Origin of the sequence: Agromyces archimandritae (genome assembly GCF_018024495.1) — a bacterium.
GTDB lineage: Bacteria > Actinomycetota > Actinomycetes > Actinomycetales > Microbacteriaceae > Agromyces > Agromyces archimandritae.
The window spans coordinates 1,915,462-1,931,239 of record NZ_CP071696.1; the positions used below are offsets into that span (position 1 = coordinate 1,915,462).

At 73.3% G+C, this 15,778-nt stretch carries 16 protein-coding genes; 11 read left to right on the forward strand and 5 right to left on the reverse strand.

The genetic code is table 11. From position 1 onward, the window contains the following. The first annotated feature begins 1 nt into the window (after position 1). The 4 genes from G127AT_RS08685 (at position 2) to G127AT_RS08700 (ending at position 3,710) form a co-directional block, all read left to right on the forward strand. Positions 2-808 carry a uroporphyrinogen-III synthase gene (locus G127AT_RS08685; protein ID WP_210901981.1) on the forward strand — a complete coding sequence of 269 codons (807 nt, stop codon included), beginning with the start codon at positions 2-4 and terminating at the stop codon, positions 806-808. A gap of 87 nt (positions 809-895) precedes the next feature. Then, a complete protein-coding gene (gene hemB, locus G127AT_RS08690) occupies positions 896-1,918 on the forward strand; it encodes a porphobilinogen synthase (protein ID WP_425305848.1) in 1,023 nt (340 codons plus the stop codon). Further along, positions 1,918-3,240 (forward strand): glutamate-1-semialdehyde 2,1-aminomutase, encoded by a 1,323-nt coding sequence (gene hemL, locus G127AT_RS08695; RefSeq protein WP_210896037.1) that lies wholly within the window; start codon positions 1,918-1,920, stop codon positions 3,238-3,240. The genes hemB and hemL overlap by 1 nt, the downstream gene beginning before the upstream one ends. Before the next feature lie 95 nt (positions 3,241-3,335). Then, positions 3,336-3,710 (forward strand): hypothetical protein, encoded by a 375-nt coding sequence (locus G127AT_RS08700; protein WP_210896039.1) that lies wholly within the window; start codon positions 3,336-3,338, stop codon positions 3,708-3,710. A 66-nt stretch (positions 3,711-3,776) separates the two neighbouring features. Here the strand turns inward: G127AT_RS08700 and G127AT_RS08705 are convergent, their stop codons facing one another. After that, positions 3,777-4,592: an ABC transporter permease gene (locus G127AT_RS08705; RefSeq protein WP_210896041.1), complete on the reverse strand. Its 816-nt coding sequence runs from the start codon at positions 4,590-4,592 to the stop codon at positions 3,777-3,779. Then, positions 4,592-5,701: an ABC transporter ATP-binding protein gene (locus G127AT_RS08710; protein ID WP_244857502.1), complete on the reverse strand. Its 1,110-nt coding sequence runs from the start codon at positions 5,699-5,701 to the stop codon at positions 4,592-4,594. The genes G127AT_RS08705 and G127AT_RS08710 overlap by 1 nt, the downstream gene beginning before the upstream one ends. Before the next feature lie 170 nt (positions 5,702-5,871). Here G127AT_RS08710 and G127AT_RS08715 point away from each other — a divergent pair, with 170 nt between their 5' ends. Continuing rightward, entirely contained in the window at positions 5,872-6,159 is a 288-nt protein-coding gene (locus G127AT_RS08715; RefSeq protein WP_210896044.1) for a DUF1905 domain-containing protein, read from the forward strand. A 30-nt stretch (positions 6,160-6,189) separates the two neighbouring features. Here the strand turns inward: G127AT_RS08715 and G127AT_RS08720 are convergent, their stop codons facing one another. Next, positions 6,190-6,957: a siderophore-interacting protein gene (locus G127AT_RS08720; RefSeq protein WP_210896046.1), complete on the reverse strand. Its 768-nt coding sequence runs from the start codon at positions 6,955-6,957 to the stop codon at positions 6,190-6,192. 538 nt (positions 6,958-7,495) lie between these two features. On the opposite strand from G127AT_RS08720, the gene G127AT_RS08725 reads away from it, so the two are divergent. Together G127AT_RS08725 and G127AT_RS08730 are read left to right on the forward strand one after the other, a co-directional pair. Continuing rightward, positions 7,496-8,995, forward strand: a complete 1,500-nt coding sequence (locus tag G127AT_RS08725) for an LssY C-terminal domain-containing protein (protein WP_210896048.1) — start codon at positions 7,496-7,498, stop codon at positions 8,993-8,995. A gap of 43 nt (positions 8,996-9,038) precedes the next feature. After that, on the forward strand, positions 9,039-9,572 hold the full coding sequence (locus G127AT_RS08730) for a YbhB/YbcL family Raf kinase inhibitor-like protein (RefSeq protein ID WP_210896050.1): 534 nt from the start codon (positions 9,039-9,041) through the stop codon (positions 9,570-9,572). Here G127AT_RS08730 and G127AT_RS08735 read toward each other — a convergent pair. Both G127AT_RS08735 and G127AT_RS08740 read right to left on the reverse strand, forming a co-directional pair. Next, positions 9,511-10,089: a DUF3054 domain-containing protein gene (locus G127AT_RS08735; RefSeq protein WP_342344034.1), complete on the reverse strand. Its 579-nt coding sequence runs from the start codon at positions 10,087-10,089 to the stop codon at positions 9,511-9,513. The two genes, G127AT_RS08730 and G127AT_RS08735, sit on opposite strands and share 62 nt — an antisense overlap. Before the next feature lie 39 nt (positions 10,090-10,128). Then, complete coding sequence (locus G127AT_RS08740; RefSeq protein ID WP_210896052.1) at positions 10,129-11,262, reverse strand: class I SAM-dependent methyltransferase; 1,134 nt, start codon at positions 11,260-11,262, stop codon at positions 10,129-10,131. 136 nt (positions 11,263-11,398) lie between these two features. Between G127AT_RS08740 and G127AT_RS08745 the strand changes: the two genes are divergently transcribed. The 4 genes from G127AT_RS08745 (at position 11,399) to prpB (ending at position 15,759) form a co-directional block, all read left to right on the forward strand. Next, a complete protein-coding gene (locus tag G127AT_RS08745; protein WP_244857503.1) occupies positions 11,399-12,514 on the forward strand; it encodes an enoyl-CoA hydratase/isomerase family protein in 1,116 nt (371 codons plus the stop codon). Positions 12,515-12,657: 143 nt separating this feature from the next. Then, positions 12,658-13,290 carry a GntR family transcriptional regulator gene (locus G127AT_RS08750; RefSeq protein WP_210896056.1) on the forward strand — a complete coding sequence of 211 codons (633 nt, stop codon included), beginning with the start codon at positions 12,658-12,660 and terminating at the stop codon, positions 13,288-13,290. Between the two features lie 40 nt (positions 13,291-13,330). Beyond that, positions 13,331-14,860: an MmgE/PrpD family protein gene (locus tag G127AT_RS08755; RefSeq protein WP_210896058.1), complete on the forward strand. Its 1,530-nt coding sequence runs from the start codon at positions 13,331-13,333 to the stop codon at positions 14,858-14,860. Then, positions 14,860-15,759, forward strand: coding sequence for a methylisocitrate lyase (gene prpB, locus G127AT_RS08760; protein ID WP_210896060.1), 900 nt, complete (start codon positions 14,860-14,862; stop codon positions 15,757-15,759). The genes G127AT_RS08755 and prpB overlap by 1 nt, the downstream gene beginning before the upstream one ends. Positions 15,760-15,778 lie beyond the last annotated feature (19 nt).

Below are 15,778 nucleotides of genomic sequence, written 5' to 3' on the forward strand. Positions count from 1 at the left end.
GATGACCGGGGCGCTCAGGCTGCCCGGATCGGGGGCCGCGAAGCCCCTGAGCGGCTGGCGCGTGCTCGTGCCGCGCGGCGGCCCCTGGGGCGACACGGTCGCGGCGAGCCTGCGCGCCCGCGGCGCCTCGCCGGTCGTTGCGCCCATGATCAACTTCGCGGCGACCGACGATGCCCCCGCCCTCGAAGCGGCCCTCGCCAAGCTCGCCGCAGGCGGCTTCGACTGGGTCACCGTGACGAGCGCGACCACCGTCGACGTGCTCTCCTCGCACGGCGCGGTCGTGCCCCCGACGACGAAGATCGCCGCCGTCGGCGAGACGACGGCATCCGCCCTGCTCGCCGCCGGCTACCACGTCGACACCGTCCCGTCGGAGGAGAACTCCGCGCAGGGCATGCTCGACGAGTGGGAGCGCGCGACCGGCGGCCAGAAGCCGCTGCGCGTGCTCGCCCTGCGCTCGGCGATCGCCAAGCAGGTGCTCTCGGTGGGCCTGGCCCGCATCGGCCACCAGGTCGAAGCCGTCGTCGCCTACCGCACTGTCGGCGTCCCCGTCGCGCAGAAGGTCGTCGACGACGTGCGCGACGGCCGCGTGCAGGCCCTCCTCGTGACCTCGGGAAGCGTCGCCGAGCAGGTGCAGAAGCAGCTCGCGCCCCTGCCCGAGTCGACCCTCATCGCCGCCATCGGCCCGCAGACCGAACAGGATGCCGCCAAGCACGGCCTGCACGTCGACGTCGTCGCCGAGGAGCGCAGCGCCGAATCCCTCATCGACGCGATCGCCAAGGTCGCCGTCGCCCGCCGCGACGCCGAGTAGGGCGCGCGGCGGCATCCACCCCCGGCATCCACCGCGACGCCCCCGGCCGCGGGGAAACGCCCAGGCGCCCCGGCATAGGCTTGACGGGTGAGCGCACCCCTTCCGAGCACACCCCGTTCGAACACACCGCTTCCGAGCATCCGCCCCCGGCGGCTCCGCACGACCCCGGCGATGCGCCGGCTCGTCGCCGAGACCCGCCTGGCACCCGCCGACCTCGTCCTGCCGGCCTTCGTGCGCGAGGGCGCGGCCGAGCCCGTGCCGATCGCATCCATGCCGGGTGTCGTGCAGCACAGCCTCGACACCCTCCGCCGCGCCGCCGCCGAAGCGGCCGAGCTCGGCCTCGGCGGCATCATGCTCTTCGGCGTGCCGCTCGTCCGCGACGCGACCGGCTCGCAGGCGACCGACCCGGCCGGCATCCTCAACGTCGCGACCCGTGCCGTTCGCGAGGAGGTCGGCGACGCCCTCGTCGTCCAGACCGACCTGTGCCTCGACGAATTCACCGACCACGGCCACTGCGGCGTGCTCGACGACCGCGGCATGGTCGACAACGACGCCACCCTCGAGCGCTACCGCGAGATGGCGCTCGCGCAGGCCGAGGCCGGCTCCGAGATCCTCGGCCTCTCGGGGATGATGGACGGCCAGGTCGCCGCCGTGCGCGACGCCCTCGACGCCGAAGGCCGCACCGACACCGCGGTGGTCGCCTACTCGGCGAAGTACGCGAGCGCCTTCTACGGGCCGTTCCGCGACGCGGTCGAGTCGACCCTGCAGGGCGACCGCCGCAGCTACCAGCTCGACCCCGGCAACCGCCGCGAGGGCCTCCGCGAGGCGCTCATCGACATCGCCGAGGGCGCCGACGCCGTCATGGTCAAGCCCGCCGGTTCGTACCTCGACGTGCTCGCCGACGTCGCGGCCGCCAGCGAGGTGCCCGTGTGGGCCTACCAGGTCTCGGGGGAGTACGCGATGATCGAGGCGGCCGCCGCCCACGGGTGGATCGACCGCGACCGGGCCGTCGCGGAATCCGTGCTCGCCATCAAGCGTGCGGGTGCGGATGCCGTGCTCACCTACTGGGCGGCCGAACTGGCCGCACGCATCCGACGCGGGGAGGCATGATGGGCGACACGAACGCCGCAGAATTCGACCGGGCGCGCGCCGCGATCCCGGGCGGGGTGAACTCCCCGGTGCGCGCGTACGGCTCCGTCGGGGGCACGCCCCGCTTCCTCACCGCCGCCCGCGGCGCCTACGTCACCGACGTCGAGGGGCGCGAATACGTCGACCTCGTCGCCTCGTGGGGCCCGGCGATCCTCGGGCATGCCGACGGGCGCGTCGTCCGGGCGGTGGTGGATGCCGCCGGCCGCGGCCTCTCCTTCGGCGCCTCCACCCCCACGGAGACCGAGCTCGCCGAGCTCGTCGAACAGCGCATCGGCCCCGTCGAACGCCTCCGGCTCGTCTCGACCGGCACGGAGGCGACGATGAGCGCGATCCGCCTCGCCCGCGGCTACACGGGCCGCGACGTGCTCGTGAAGTTCGCCGGGCACTACCACGGCCACTCCGACGGACTGCTCGCCGAAGCGGGATCGGGGCTGGCGACCTTCGCGCTCCCGGGATCGGCCGGGGTCCCGGCATCCATCGCGGCCCTCACCCTCGTCGTGCCCTACAACGACCCGGACGCGCTCCGCGCCGTGTTCGCGAGCCACGGCGACCGCATCGCCGCCGTCATCATGGAGGCCGCCGCCGCGAACATGGGCGTCGTCGCCCCCGACACCGGCTTCAACCGCGCCGTCGTCGACCTCGCCCACGAACACGGGGCCCTCGTCATCAGCGACGAGGTCCTCACCGGCTTCCGCGTCGGCCCCGCAGGCTGGTGGGGCCTCGAAGACGGCACCGAGACCGCCTACACCCCCGACCTCATGACCTTCGGCAAGGTCATCGGCGGCGGCATGCCCGTCGCCGCCCTCGGCGGGCGCGCCGACATCATGGATCGCCTCGCACCGCTCGGCCCCGTGTACCAGGCCGGCACGCTCTCCGGCAATCCCGTCGCCGTCGCCGCCGGCATCGCGACGCTCGGCGCCCTCGACTCGAGCGTCTACCGGCGCCTCGAGGAGGCCTCGCGCCACATCTCCGAGGGCGTCTCGGCGGCGCTCGCCGAGGCCGGCGTGCCGCACGCCGTGCAGCGCGCGGGCAACCTGTTCAGCTTCGTCTTCGGCGACGAGGTGCGCGCCGGCGTCCGCGACTACGCGGGCGCGCAGAGCCAGGAGGCGTGGCGCTACCCGCCGTTCTTCCACGCCATGCTGGATGCCGGGGTGTCGCTGCCGCCGAGCGTCTTCGAGGCCTGGTTCGTCACCGCCGCCCACGACGAGGCCGCCATCGACCGCGTCTTCGCCGCCCTGCCGGCCGCGGCGCGCGCCGCAGCGGAGGCCCGCCCTCCGGCGTGACCCGCCGGCCGCTGTGGATCCCCGACGACGGGGTCGTTACGGCTTCGTGGCCTGGCATGCCCCCTCGGGGGTACAGGGTCGGGCAGACTTGAGACATGGCGAATCTGCGGGTGCATGCGGATCGGCTCGAGGTGGAACTCACCGGGGCCGAGAAGACGCTCGCGTTCCGCGGCGGCGACCTCGTCGTGCAGCGCGACGACATCCGCTCGGCGACCATCACCGACGACCCGTGGATCTGGATCCGGGGCATCCGCACGCGCGGCACCGAGATCCCGCTCGTCGTCGCCGCCGGCGTCTGGAAATACCACGGCGGCAGCGACTTCGTCCTCGTGAAGGGCAAGCGCCAGGCCATCGTGCTCGACCTGTCGGCCGGAGAGTTCGCCCGCCTCATCCTCACCACCAACCACGCCGCAGAACTCGTCGAGCGGTTGCGGGTCGCCGCAGCCCCCGAGCCCGACGGCGACGCGTAGCCGCCGGGCGGCGGCAGCGGGCGGCACCGGCAGCGGGCGGATGCGCCGTTGCGAGTGTCGCGCGGCTCAGGTGATGTCGCGGCGCCAGCTCGTGAAGGAGCCGATGGCGGTGAGGACGATCGCGATCGCCGCGAGGACGAGGCCGCCGATCCACCACTCGAGGGGTTCGGACTGGCCCATGCCGGCGATCGAGTAGAAGCTCGGCCCGACGAGGGCGTCGCTCGCGGCGCCCGGCAGGAAGCGTCCGATGACGGCCGTCACGTCGTTCAGCGAGAACACGAGTCTGAGGATCGGTTCGAGGAACTGGGTGAACGCGATCACGATCACGATCGCCGCGACCTGGTTCGGCACGAGCACGCCGAGGCCGACGCCGATCGCCGCCCACAACGCCATCGCGAGCACGCCGCGCGCCGCCATCGCCCACGTCTCGGAGTCGCCGAAGCCGGGGTCGATGCCGAAGGCCGCGAGGGCGCCGCCGCCTGCGCCCATCGTCGCCGCGAACGCCGCGACGCCGAAGACCGCACCGAAGGCGATGAGCACCCCGAACTTCGCCCACAGCACCGTCGCGCGGTTGGGCGTCGCGAGGAACGTCGGCGTGAGGGTGGCGTGCCGGAACTCGCCGGTGACCGCGAGCGCCCCGAGCAGGAACGGGAAGACGAAGCCGATCGAGCTCGCGAAGGCGTACACGAGCGGCGCCGGATCGAGCCCAGACGGCATCTGCGTGCTCGCGCCCGCCGCCGCTCCGGGGTTCTCGGCGGCCCAGCCGAGGAAGGCGCCGAATCCGCCGGCCAGCAGCCCGACATAGGCGACGAGCAGGACGAGCATGATCCACCACGCGCGGGTCGTGACGACCTTCAGGTATTCGGAGGCGAGGGCGCGCATCAGCGTTCGCCTCCTTCCGGGGTGTCGTCCGAGTCGGCCGCGGCGCCGGGGCCGTCCGGTTCGTCGGCGCCCGGGGCGGGTTCGCCCGCGGGAGCTCCCGGTTCGTCGGCGTCGCCGCCCTCGGCTGCCGCTCCGGCCTCCGGCCGGTCCGCATCCGCCGCCTGCACCGAGGGCATGCCCGCCGGGACCTCCGGATGCTCGCCGACGAGGGCGAGGAACGATTCCTCGAGGCCCGAGCGCAGCCGGTAGAGCGCGGCCAGTTCGACGCCGGCGACGAACGCGGCATGACCGACGGCCGCCGGGTCGGGTTCGTCGACGATGAGGCCGTTGCGGCCGGCCGTGTGCGAGAGCCCCGCGGCATCCATCGCGGCCGACAGGGCGGCCCGGTCGGGCGAGTCGACGATCGTCTGCGGGGCGACGTCGAGTTCGAGGCTCGCGAGGGTGCCTGTGCGCACGAGGCGGCCCTTCGAGATGATGACGACGTCGTCGACCGACTGCTGCACCTCGCTCAGCAGGTGCGAGCTCACGAGCACCGTGCGGCCCTCGGCGGCCAGCTGCCTGAGGAAGCCGCGGATCCACTTGATGCCTTCGGGGTCGAGGCCGTTGATCGGCTCGTCGAGCACGAGCACGCCGGGGTCGCCGAGCATCGTGTACGAGAGGCCGAGGCGCTGGCGCATGCCGAGCGAGAAGCCGCCGACGCGGCGATCCGCGAAGGCGTGGATGCCCGTGGCCTCGAGCACTTCGTCGACGCGCGTCTTCGGGATTCCGGCCGCGGCCGCGGTGACCGCCAGGTGGTTGCGCGCCGTCCGCCCGGGGTGGAACGCCGTCTCGAGGGAGGCGCCGACCGACCGCAGCGGGTCGGCGAGCGATGCGTACGGCACGCCCGCGAACGTCGCCGAGCCGCTCGTGGGGCGGACGAGCCCGAGCAGCATGCGCAATGTCGTCGTCTTACCGGCGCCGTTCGGGCCGAGGAAGCCGGTGACCCGGCCCGGTTGCACGGTGAACGTCAGCCGCTCCACCGCGGTCACGGGCCCGAATTGCTTCGATAGCCGCTTGATCTCGATCGGCACACCGGTCGGCATCGCGAGCGCCCCTCTCGTCGTCCTCACCCTATCGGCCGATTGCTCCGGATCCGCGGAACCGTGCGAATTCGACCTGCTATCCCAGCCTGATGCGGAGCCCCTCGGCGCGGGCCGTCTCCGCCTGCCGCTCGTCGTACCTCACGAGGGCCTCGGCGCCGGCTGTGAGCGCTGTCGGCGGCCGGCGGTAGCCTCGCGACATGCGTATCCGCTTCACCGCCGAGGTCTACGAGTGGGCGGCGCGACCCAACTGGTTCTTCGTGGACGTGCCCTCCGAGCCGAGCGCCGACATCGCCGACCGCCCCCGCATGCCGCGCGGCTTCGGCGCCGTGCGCGTGACGGCGACCATCGGGGCGACGACGTGGTCGACGTCGATCTTCCCCGGCGGCGAGACCTACGCCCTGCCGCTGAAGCGCGCCGTGCTGCGGGCCGAGGGGCTCGAAGCGGGATCGACGGCGCGCGTCGAGCTCGAGGTGCACGACGGGTGAGGATGCGCGGGAGCATCCGCACCCGACGGATCAATGCGGGGCGTGGTAGCCGGCGTCGCCGCGCTTCCAGTACCCCTTGACGATCGTCTGCGCGGGCTCGAGCGCCCAGCGCTCGTGCAGCAGGGCGCGGCCCGGCTTCACGATGGCCTGCTCGGCCGCGATGAATCCGAAGACCTCGCCGGCGGGGCGGTCGGCCGGGGTCAGGGCCTCGATGAGGGGTGCGAGCCCGCCCGCATCGCGGTGCGCGCGCACGAGGCTGATGCCCGCGGGCACCTCGAGCGGCAGTTCGCCGGCCGCATCGGCCGACTCGAGGATGACGGTGCCCGCGGCATCCGCACCCGCGAGCTCGACGTAGCGCCGGATCGCCGGCATCGCCGTCTCGTCGCCCGCGAGGAACCAGGCGTCGGGCGTGCCGACGACGTGCATGGAGCCGCGCGGCCCGCCGACGGCCACCGGTGCGCCGACGGGTGCGGATGCCGCCCACGATGCCCCCGGCCCGTCGCCGTGCAGCAGGAACTCGAGCTCGAGCGCCGCATCGCCCCAGGCGACCGGGGTGTACTCACGGCTGCCGTGCTCGCGGAACTCGTCGGAGCTCGGCAGCTCGGCGCCGGACGGCAGCCCGCCGTCGGGGCCGAAGAAGACGCGGATGTGGTCGTCGGCGCCGGGGGAGTCGAAGCCGGTGAACTCCTCGCCCTCGATGCGGACACGCACGTAACCGGGCGCGAGTTCGGTGCGGGCGGCGAGGCGGCCGCGGCGGAACACGAGCTCGCGCGGGCGGCGTTCGAGGGTGAAGGTCATGGGGGCGACTCCAGGATCGGGACTTCAGCTTAGGCTACCCTAAGTTCGCGCCGGGCCTCCCGGGAGTGTCGATCTCCCCGCCGGAGCGCGGATCTCCCGCAGCGCCCTCCTATAGGAGTGCGGATCTCCTGCAGCGCCCTCCTATAGGAGTGCGGATCTCCTGCAGCGCCCGCCCGTAGGAGTGCGGATCTCCTGCAGCGTCCTCCCGTAGGAGTGCGGATCTCCCGCAGCGTCCTCCCATAGGAGTGCGGATCTCCCGCAGCGCCCTCCCGTAGGAGTGCCGAATTCCCGCCGGAGTGCCGAATTCCCGCCGGAGTGCCGCTCTCCCGCAGGAACCCCCTCAGGAGTGCCGGTTTCCTGCCGAAGTGCCGACTTCCCGGCACTCCCACGGGAGATCGGCACTTCTGCGAGTCCGCGGCGAGCGTGCCGCAGTTCGGGGGCGCCCCGCGGCGAGCGGGCTGCGGCTCGCGGCCTGCGCGGCGGGCGGGCTGCAGCTCGGGGGCGCTCCGGCATCCACACCCGTCGATACGATCGAGACATGGGGGAGACCGGGCCGCGGCCCGCGCGCGGCCGCACACGGCGGGCGCCCGGCGTGCGGCGCTGGCCCGTGCGCACGGCGCTCGACGGCTTCTTCTTCGGCTATGCGGGGCTCGCGGCGATCTGGCTCGCGGTGCTGCTGCTCGGCGAGACGTTCCACTGGGGCTGGGTCGGCATCCTCCTCTTCGTCGCGTTCTGGATCGTGCTCGCCTATCTCGTGCTGCCGCGGCTGCACCGCATCCTCACGACGATCTACGTGCCCGACTACTTCATGGGCCGCGCCCGCACGAGCGACGGGTTGCTCGGCGACCCGGTGAACCTCGCCCTGCAGGGCGGCGAGGCCGAACTGCATCGGGCGATGCGCGAGGCGGGGTGGACCCGCGCCGACGACGTCACCCCGGCATCCACCTGGCGCATCGTGGTCTCGACCCTGAGCCGCCGCAGCTACGACGAAGCGCCGGTCAGCCCCCTGTTCCTCTTCGGCCGCCGGCAGGATTTCGCCTACCAGCAGGAGGTCGCCGGCAACCCCGCCAGGCGCCACCACGTGCGGTTCTGGCGCACGCCCGACGGCTGGCTGCTGCCCGGCGGGCACCGCGTCGGCTGGCTCGCCGCCGGCACCTTCGACCGGCGGGTCGGGCTGTCGCTGTTCACCCTGCAGATCACGCACAAGATCGACGCCGACATCGACATCGAACGCGACCACATCGTCGAGACCCTGCGCGGGGTACCCGGGGTCGAGGTCGGGGTGCTGCGCGATTTCTCGACCGGATACCACTCCCGCAACGGCGGCGGCGACTCGATCCGCACGGACGGAGACCTGCCCGTGATCGACCTGCGCGGTCTCGGCGAGCCCGATGGAGGTCGCTTCTCCCGTTGGAGGTCGCGGATTCCATACCTCCAACGGGAGACGCGACTTCCATCGAGCGGGAGCAGGCGCGGGACCGGGAGCGGGGCAGGAGGGCGGCGACAGGCCAAAGCGGCGGCGGATGCCCGCAAGCGCACCGCCTTCGAACCGCCCACCGCACTCGTCGACGAGCAGGCGCCGCCCCCGCCGCCCAGCCGCCCCGGGCCGCTGGCCGCCGGCGTCTGGCTCATCGTGCTGCGCGTGCTCGCCGGCATCGTCTGGCTCGTCGCGCTCGGCGTCGAATGGGATCGCGTCGTGCGCGACGAGGCCGGTGCGATCATCGACGCCCTCGGCCCCGGCGAGGCGGCCGTCGCGAGCGGGCTCGCCCGGGCGGTCGTGCTCGGCGCCGGCGCCGGGGTGCTGGTCGTGCAGGCCGTGCTCGCGTTCCTCGTCTGGCGCGGGATCGACTGGGCGCGCATCGTCGTCATGGTCGTCGCCGCGCTCAGCATCACCGCGTTCGCCGTCGACTATTTCTTCGGCGGGCAGGACATCACGCTGCGCACGACCCTGCTCACCCTCGCCCTCGACATCCTCGTGCTGCTCGCCCTGTCGAGCCGGGCGTCCCGGGCCTGGTCGCGGCCGGCCCCGGCGACGTAGGCTGGGCGGCGGCGGGCGCCGGAGCCCGCCGGAAAGGCAGCGCATGTTCTCCTACGACCCGTATGCGGAACTCGCGACGCTCCGCGAGTTCGCACCCATGACGCTCACGAGCGACGACTTCGCCGGGGGCGAGCCCATGCCGAAGGCCCAGTGGGGTGCGGCCGGCGGCGGCGAGGACCGCTCGCCCCAGCTCGCCTGGACGGGCGCCCCGCCCGAGACGAAGAGCTTCGCGATCTCGTGCTTCGACCCCGACGCGCCGACCGGCTCGGGCTTCTGGCACTGGGCCGCCTACGACCTCCCGGCCGGGGCGAGCTCGCTCGCCGCGGGCGCGGGCAGCGCGGGCGGGCGGATGCCGGCCGGCACCGTCACCCTGCCGAACGAGCGACGGCTGACGAGCTTCATCGGCGCCGGCCCGCCGCCCGGCACGGGTGTGCACCGCTACTTCTTCGTCGTCGACGCCCTCGACGTGGAGCACCTCGAGCTCCCCGAGGATGCGACGCCGGCGATCCTCGGCTTCAACCGCCACTTCCATTCGCTCGCCCGCGGCGTGCTCGTCGGTACGGCGACGGCCGACTGACGAGCGCCGGGGTGGATGCCGGGGGCCCGGCATCCACGCGCCGCCGCCTGATGCCGGGGCATCCGCGCGCCGCCGCCGGTGCGTGGTCGCCGTGCCGACGCGTGCGGACGCTGCGAGCGCCGGCCCGGCTACCGCGCGCGTCGCCGGGCGAGGAGTGCGGCGATGCCGCGCCACCCGATGAGGAAGAGCCGAGCGTGACCGTCGCGACGATCACGAACGGCAGCGCCGTGCCCTGCCCCGACACGGCGCGCAGCAGCATCCCGCCGGCCACCGTGACGACCCACAGCGGCACCCCCGTGCGCAGCGGCGCGAGCGGCGCCCGCCAGGCGAGGCCGACGGCCCAGCCGACGACGAGGGCGACCGCGAAGGGCCACAGGGTGGTGAGCGCCCCGATGACGGGGTTCTCGTCGTGCGTGGCCCGGCCGATGAGCACGAACACGACGACGAGCACGAGGTCGGCGGCGAAGGCGAGCAGGGTCGTGCGGGGCGATGGATGCCGGGGCGCGGCGGAGGTCATGGCCTCACTGTACGACGGGGCGCCGACACGCCCGCATGCTCAGGCGTTCGCCGCGGCGGGAGCGGCGCCGCCTCCCGCTGCTCCGCCGGCCGCGCTTGCTGCCGCGCCCGCGCCTCCGGCACCCTCCGTTGCGCCGGCACCATCCGCAACGCCGCCCGCGTCGCCGGCACCGCCCGCCGCAGCGCCGGCATCCGCAACCCCGTCCGCGCCTCCGGCATCCACTCGATCCCCGTACCGCGGCAGGGCCCGCAGGGCCGCGACGATGCCGGAGAGATCCGCATCGGCGGTCTCTCGGGCGCGCTTCAGCTCCTCCCACACGGGCAGGCCGAGCAGCGCCTCGGGGTCGACCGCGACGGCGCGTTCCAGCCATTCGCGGGGCGGGTTCTGCGGGTCCGCCTGCTCGAAGGAGGCGAGTTCGGCGTCGTGGTCGGCCATGCCGTCGGTGTAGGACGGGTCGACGCCGACGACGACGGCGGTGCCGGTCGGGGCGGTGTTCACGAGCAGCACGACGAGGTCGGAGCGGCGGCGCATGAGCGCGTCGAGCGCCTTGTAGACGTCGCCGGCCCAGGCGTCGGTCTTGCGGTCGCGGGCGGCCTCGAGGCCGTTGCGCGGCAGCACGTCGTCGAAGACGACGACGGCGGTGCGCGCGAGATGGCGTTCGAGGTTCACGAAGTCGCGGAAGGCGAACTCCGACAGGTGCATGCCGTCGATGAACGCCAGGTCGACGGGCACGCCGTCGAAGTGCGCCACGGCATCCGCCCGGGCGAAGAAGTCGTCGCTCGTGGCCCGCACGAGCTGCACATCGGCATGCAGTTCGCGGCGCACGGCGAACGCGGGGTCGACGCCGATGGAACGCGTGTGCGAGAGCACGAGGCTGGAGCCGTCGTTCACGCCGACCTCGAGGTAGGTGCGCGGTTCGAGGCGTTCGTGCAGCGTCGCGAGCAGCTCGTGCCGTGTGACGACCGGGGCCGGATGCGCCGAGAACGGGTCGGAGGGCAGCCAACGGCCGGGTTTCGGGGCCGGTTTCGGCGCCGGTGCGGGTTTCGGCTCGGGATCGGCCAGCCGCCGTGCGACGCCGTTGCGGATGCGGCGCTCGCCCGTGCGCAGCTTCGCGGTGCGCTCGTCGCCGATGACGCGCCTGAGCGCGTTGCCGATGGAACTACGGACTCCCATGTGGGCCCTCTCGCCGGGTGATGTCGCATCACGGTAGCAAGTCGCATCGCCCGCGGGAAGGGGGATCGCGCAGCGGATGCCGCTCGCATCCCCGACCGGTGCTGCGGGGGTCGGCGGGTGCGGTTACCGTGGTCGGGTGACCGATGACATCCTCGCCGCTGTCGCCGACGGCGTCGGACATGCGACCCTGAACCGCCCGAAGGCCCTGAACGCCCTGAGCTTCGCGATGCTGCGCGAGCTCGCCGGCGTCATGAAGGCGTGGGTCGACGACCCCGAGGTCGGCCTCGTCGTCCTCGACGGGGCGGGCGAGCGCGGCTTCTCGGCCGGCGGCGACATCCGCGAGCTGCGCGACTTCGCCCTCGAGGGGCGGCAGGAGGAGGCGCAGGCCTTCTTCCGCGCCGAGTACCGGTTGGACGACCTCATCGCCGAGTTCCCGAAGCCGGTCGTCGCCCTCATGGACGGCATCACGATGGGCGGCGGCATCGGCCTCACCGGGCATGCGACGGTGCGCGTGGTCACCGAGCGTTCGCGGCTCGCGATGCCCGAGACGCGCATCGGCTTCACCCCGGATGTCGGCGGCTCGTATCTGCTGTCGCGGGCGCCGGGCGAGCTCGGCACGTACCTCGGGCTGAACGCGGCGACGATGGATGCCGCCGACGCGATCCACGCGGGCTTCGCCGACGTCCTGGTGCCGAGCGAGCACCTCGGCCACCTCGTGCAGGCGCTCGCGGAGCGGGCCGACCCCGGCACTCCGGCCGAGATCGTCCGCCTCTTCGACGAGACGCCCGGGCAGTCGCGGCTCGCGCTGAAGCGCGACTGGATCGACGCCTGCTACTCGGCATCCACCGTCGCCGGGATCATCGAACGGCTGCGCGCCCTCGCGGCCGGCGAACGGGTCGGCGGGGTCGCCGCCGCGGAATCGGCCGACCCGGATGCGGCGGCGAACGCGGCATCCGCCGCCGACGAACTCGAGGCCCTCTCGCCGACGGGCCTCACCTTCACGCTCGCCGCGATCCGGCGAGCGCGCACGCTGCCCGAGTTGCGGGACGTCTTCGAGCAGGAGTTCCGGCTCGTGACGTGGTTCATGCGGCAGCACGACCTGCTCGAGGGCATCCGTGCGCAGGTCGTCGACAAGGACCGGAACCCCAAGTGGTCGCCCGCCTCGCTCGCCGAGGTGGATGCCGGGCTCGTGCAGCGGGTGCTCACCGAGGCGGTGGCCGAGCCCGTGTGGGCCGACCGGCCGGCGGCCTGAGCGGCGGCGCGGCCGTCCGGGGTCGCGTTCGCCGACGCGGCGGCGGGTGGATGCGGGCGGATCGCCCGGTCTGTGTATACAGAGCACGCCGAATAGGCGTAGGATCGGGCTTGAAATCAGTCCGGTGTATACAGAGGTCGAGCATGCGAGCCAGCGATCGCGCCTACGAGGCGCTGCGGGAAGAACTCCTCGCCGGCATCCTCGCCCCCGGCACCCTGCTCGCCGAGATCGAGCAGGCCGAACGCCTCGGCGTCTCGCGCACCCCCCTGCGGGAAGCCCTCGCCCGCCTCGCCGCCGACGGGCTCGTGCAGTCCTCCGGCCGCGGCACCATCGCCGCCCCCCTCTCGGCCGAGAGCGTCGTCGCCCTCTACGAATTCCGCGAACCCCTCGAGGCCGCCGCAGCCGCCCTCGCCGCCGGCCGGGCCGATCCCGACCCCTTCGAACGGCTCGCCCGGCGCTTCCGCGACGAAGCCCCCGCGCTCGCCGCAGACGGCCGCCTCGACGACTACTACGCGCTCACCGCCGAACTCGACACCGCCGTCGACGACGCCTGCGCGAACCCCTACTTCAGCCAGGCGCTCCGCAACGTCCGCCTGCACTCCGCCCGCGCCCGCCGCCTCGCCGCCGCCGACCCCGCCCGGCTCCGCGACGCCGCCGCCGAACACCTCGCGATCGCCCGCGCCATCGCCGACGGCGACGCCGCCCTCGCCGAAGCAGCCACCCACGTCCACCTCCGGCAGAGCCTGCGGCACGCGCTCGCAGCATCCGCCGGCTGAACCGCGCCGAACCGCACCGAACCGCCCAGGGAGGGTACCCATGCAGGTCCACCAGGTCCGCACCCATCGCAGCGACGAGAACCTCGAACGCGAAGGCCAGCTCGCCTGGAAGCTCGCCGGCGTCGCCACCGACCCCGTCGAAATCGACGACGCCGTCGCCGAGATGGTCGTGAACCGCGTCATCGACAATGCGGCCGTCGCCGCGGCATCCATCACCCGAGGCCCCGTCGTCTCGGCCCGCAGCCAGGCGCTCGCCCACCCCGTCTCGATCGGCGGCGACGGCTCCACCGTCTTCGGCGCCGCCCGCCGCACCTCGCCCGAATGGGCCGCATGGGCCAACGGCGTCGCCGTCCGCGAACTCGACTACCACGACACCTTCCTCGCCGCCGAGTATTCGCACCCCGGCGACAACATCCCGCCCGTGCTCGCCGTCGCCCAGCACCTCGCCGCCCGCCGCGGACTCACCGGCCGCGACCTGATCCGCGGCATCGCGACCGGCTACGAGATCCAGATCGACCTCGCCAAGGGCATCAGCCTGCACGCGCACAAGATCGACCACGTCGCCCACCTAGGCCCCTCGGCCGCCGGCGGCATCGGCACCCTCCTCGGCCTCGACCGGGAGACCGTCTTCCAGGCCATCGGGCAGGCGCTGCACACCACCACCGCCACCCGGCAGTCCCGCAAGGGCGAGATCTCGACGTGGAAGGCGCACGCCCCCGCCTTCGCCGGCAAGATGGCCGTCGAATCCGTCGACCGCGCCATGCGCGGCCAGACCAGCCCCGTGCCGATCTACGAGGGCGAAGACGGCGTCATCGCCTGGCTGCTCGACGGCCCCGACGGCCGATACGAGGTCTCGCTGCCCGAGCCGGGCGAGGCCAAGCGCGCCATCCTCGACTCCTACACCAAGGAGCACTCGGCCGAATACCAGGCGCAGGCGTGGATCGACCTCGCCCGCAAACTGCACGAGCAGTACCCGCTCATCCTCGACCCCGAGCACGTCGAATCCATCGTGCTGCACACCTCGCACCACACCCACTACGTGATCGGCTCCGGCGCGAACGATCCGCAGAAGTACGACCCGACGGCCTCGCGCGAGACCCTCGACCACTCGATCCCGTACATCTTCACCGTCGCCCTGCAGGACGGCGCGTGGCACCACGTCGACTCATACGCGCCCGAACGGGCCGCCCGCCCCGACACCGTCGCCCTCTGGCGCAAGGTCACCACGGTCGAAGACCCCGAATGGACGCGCCGCTACCACTCGCTCGACATGGACGAGAAGGCCTTCGGCGGCCGCGTCGTCATCACGCTCACCGACGGCGCCGAGATCGTCGAGGAGATCGCCGTCGCCGATGCGCACCCGCTCGGGGCGCGGCCGTTCGCACGCGAGCAGTACGTGCAGAAGTTCCGCACCCTCGCCGAGCACGTGCTCGAGGCCGCCGAGATCGAGCGCTTCCTCGACGTCGCCCAGCGCCTGCCCGAGCTCGGGCCGGACGAGCTCGGCGGCCTCACCTTCGCCGTCGCCCCCGGCGCGCTCGCCGCCGCCGACGTTCCGGAAGGGATCTTCTGATGCTGTACTCCGCCACCGCCCCCGCCGAGAAGCGCCGCCTCTTCCGCGAGCGCCTCGCCACCGGCGAGATCATGCGCTTCCCGGGCGCCTTCAACCCGCTGTCGGCCAAGCTCATCGGCCAGCGCGGCTTCGAGGGCGTCTACATCTCGGGCGCCGTGCTCTCCGCCGATCTCGGCCTGCCCGACATCGGCCTGACGACCCTCACGGAGGTCGCCGGCCGCGGCAAGCAGATCGCGCGCATGACCGAACTGCCGGCGATCATCGACGCCGACACCGGCTTCGGCGAGCCGATGAACGTCGCCCGCACCGTGCAGGAGATGGAGGACGCGGGCCTGGCCGGCCTCCACATCGAAGACCAGATCAACCCCAAGCGCTGCGGGCACCTCGACGGCAAGGCCGTCGTCGACGAATCGACCGCGCTGAAGCGGATCCGCGCCGCGGTCGACGCCCGGCGCGACCCGAACTTCCTCATCATGGCGCGCACCGACATCGCCGCCGTCGACGGGTTGGCCGCCGCCGTCGACCGCGCGAAGGCGCTCGTGGACGCCGGTGCCGACGCGATCTTCCCCGAGGCGATGCGCTCGCTCGAGGAGTTCGCGGCCGTCCGCGCCGCCGTCGACGTGCCGCTGCTCGCGAACATGACCGAGTTCGGCAAGTCCGAGCTGTTCACCGTTCAGCAGCTCGCCGACGTGGGCATGAACATCGTCATCTGGCCCGTGTCGCTGCTGCGCCTCGCCATGGGATCGGCGATGCGCGGCCTCGACGAACTCGAATCGGCCGGCTCGCTGACCGCCAAGCTCGGCGAGATGCAGCACCGCGCCGAGCTCTACGAGCTCATCGACTACGAGGCCTACAACCGCTTCGACACGAGCGTCTACAACTTCCACGTCGCCCGCTGATGCGCCCGCCCGCGCCCCG